This is a genomic window from Paraburkholderia ultramafica (genome assembly GCF_902859915.1).
Lineage (GTDB): Bacteria > Pseudomonadota > Gammaproteobacteria > Burkholderiales > Burkholderiaceae > Paraburkholderia > Paraburkholderia ultramafica.
On sequence record NZ_CADIKK010000139.1, the window covers coordinates 1 to 1,443 of the forward strand.

Genomic DNA, 1,443 nt, shown 5'->3' on the forward strand with positions numbered 1-1,443 from the left:
CAAGGTCGTGACGGCTGCGTGGACGCACAACAACGCACAGTGGCCCACGAGCAGTGGCGCGTATAGCCAGACCTACTCCACTGGCTACTCGCTGCAGGTCGACAACCCGGGCACGTCGGGGAACGTGACGAAGATCGATGGTTACGGCAATGTCAGCACGGTTGCCTATACCAACGGCACCGTCTCGCTGACGCTTACCGAAGTGCCGCAATACATCGTGTCGAACAACGCGACTGTTGCACAGGCCAATTCGACTGTTCCGGTCGGGTACACAGGCCAATAAGCGCTGAAAATATCGACGCGCCGCCGCGGGGGGGGGGGGCGGTGCGTCGATCTGCTGTTGGCTGTTGGACCTACCTGCATCAGCATCAGCATCAGCATCATGGAGAGACCGGCAAGCGAAACGACGCCTGCCGGTCTCGACCTCTCGTTCACTGCTCAATTTCGCCACCAGGGATCGCCCGCTACAGTCCCGTAGCGTAACGGGTCGAGTCCCAGATCAATCCGCTACGTGCCGCTTTTCCATTTGCGGGCGTGGCGCGCCGGCAGTCCCTACTTTCCGTCGAAACTCGAAACTCGGGTGCCTATCCGTCAAAGCCGCAAGGCTGGCTGGATCGCGTTCAGAACACCCTCGATTGCAATGTTGTGTATCGACTCGACCGGTAGATACACTGCGACACAATTCGCCTCGCGAACCAGGCTATAAAGCAGTCGTTGCCAATCACGGAGAGCACCATGAGCGCCGACTTGCTGCAAGGATCCTGCCACTGCGGGGCCGTCAAATTTGAAGTGCGTACCGCGATCGTTCCGGCCGGGCGTTGCAACTGCAGCCTGTGCCGGCGCAAGGGGGCGCTGATGACGCCGCTGTTCCCCGCGAGCCAGCTGAAGATTCTGAGCGGCGAGGATGCGTTGACGCTCTACCAGTTCAACACGAAGGTGGCCAGGCACTACTTCTGCAAGCATTGCGGCATTTATCCTTTTCATCAGACGCGCAAAGACCCGCTGCAGTGGCGGGTCAATATCGGTTGCCTCGAAAGTGTCGATCCGTATACGCTGGAAGCCGGAGTGGCCGATGGCGCCAGCCTGTCCGTGCTGGAGGACGCATGAAACGGCTGCTGGCAATTCTCGTGTTTGTTACCGGCGGCCTCGCTGCCGAACTGGCGCATCCGCTGCAGTGCTCTCTGATCCAGGCTAGCGGGGCGCAGCTCAAACGTCGAAAGAGATAGTGCACTGATGGAAACCACTGACCACGTACTGATCGTCGACGACGACCGCGGGATCCGCGAATTGCTTGCCAGTTACTTCGAGAAGAACGGCATGCGCGTTTCGCTCGCGGCCAACGGGCGTCAGATGCGCGCCGTGCTGGATCAGGGCGCGCCCGATCTGATCGTGCTGGATCTGATGATGCCGGGCGAAGACGGTCTGGTGCTGTGCCGCGAACTG

General features: G+C 60.4%; 3 protein-coding genes and 1 pseudogene. All 4 read left to right on the forward strand.

Annotated elements, in window-relative coordinates; all coding sequences use genetic code 11:
• Window positions 1-283, forward strand: a pseudogene (locus HV744_RS36550) (hypothetical protein); the annotation flags it as partial.
• A gap of 452 nt (window positions 284-735) precedes the next feature.
• Window positions 736-1,107: a GFA family protein gene (locus tag HV744_RS36555; protein ID WP_175154083.1), complete on the forward strand. Its 372-nt coding sequence runs from the start codon at window positions 736-738 to the stop codon at window positions 1,105-1,107.
• Window positions 1,104-1,226: a hypothetical protein gene (locus HV744_RS38185; RefSeq protein WP_281363707.1), complete on the forward strand. Its 123-nt coding sequence runs from the start codon at window positions 1,104-1,106 to the stop codon at window positions 1,224-1,226. The genes HV744_RS36555 and HV744_RS38185 overlap by 4 nt, the downstream gene beginning before the upstream one ends.
• Window positions 1,227-1,233: 7 nt before the next feature.
• Window positions 1,234-1,443, forward strand: a 210-nt coding sequence (locus tag HV744_RS36560) for a response regulator (protein WP_175151474.1), incomplete at its 3' end; no start/stop codon positions are given.

What these genes read in the sequence shown, in the direction of transcription:
- HV744_RS36555 (WP_175154083.1), top strand. Translation starts at nt 736, where the DNA reads ATGAGCGCCGACTTGCTGCAAGGATCCTGCCACTGCGGGGCCGTCAAA.
- HV744_RS38185 (WP_281363707.1), top strand. Translation starts at nt 1,104, where the DNA reads ATGAAACGGCTGCTGGCAATTCTCGTGTTTGTTACCGGCGGCCTCGCT.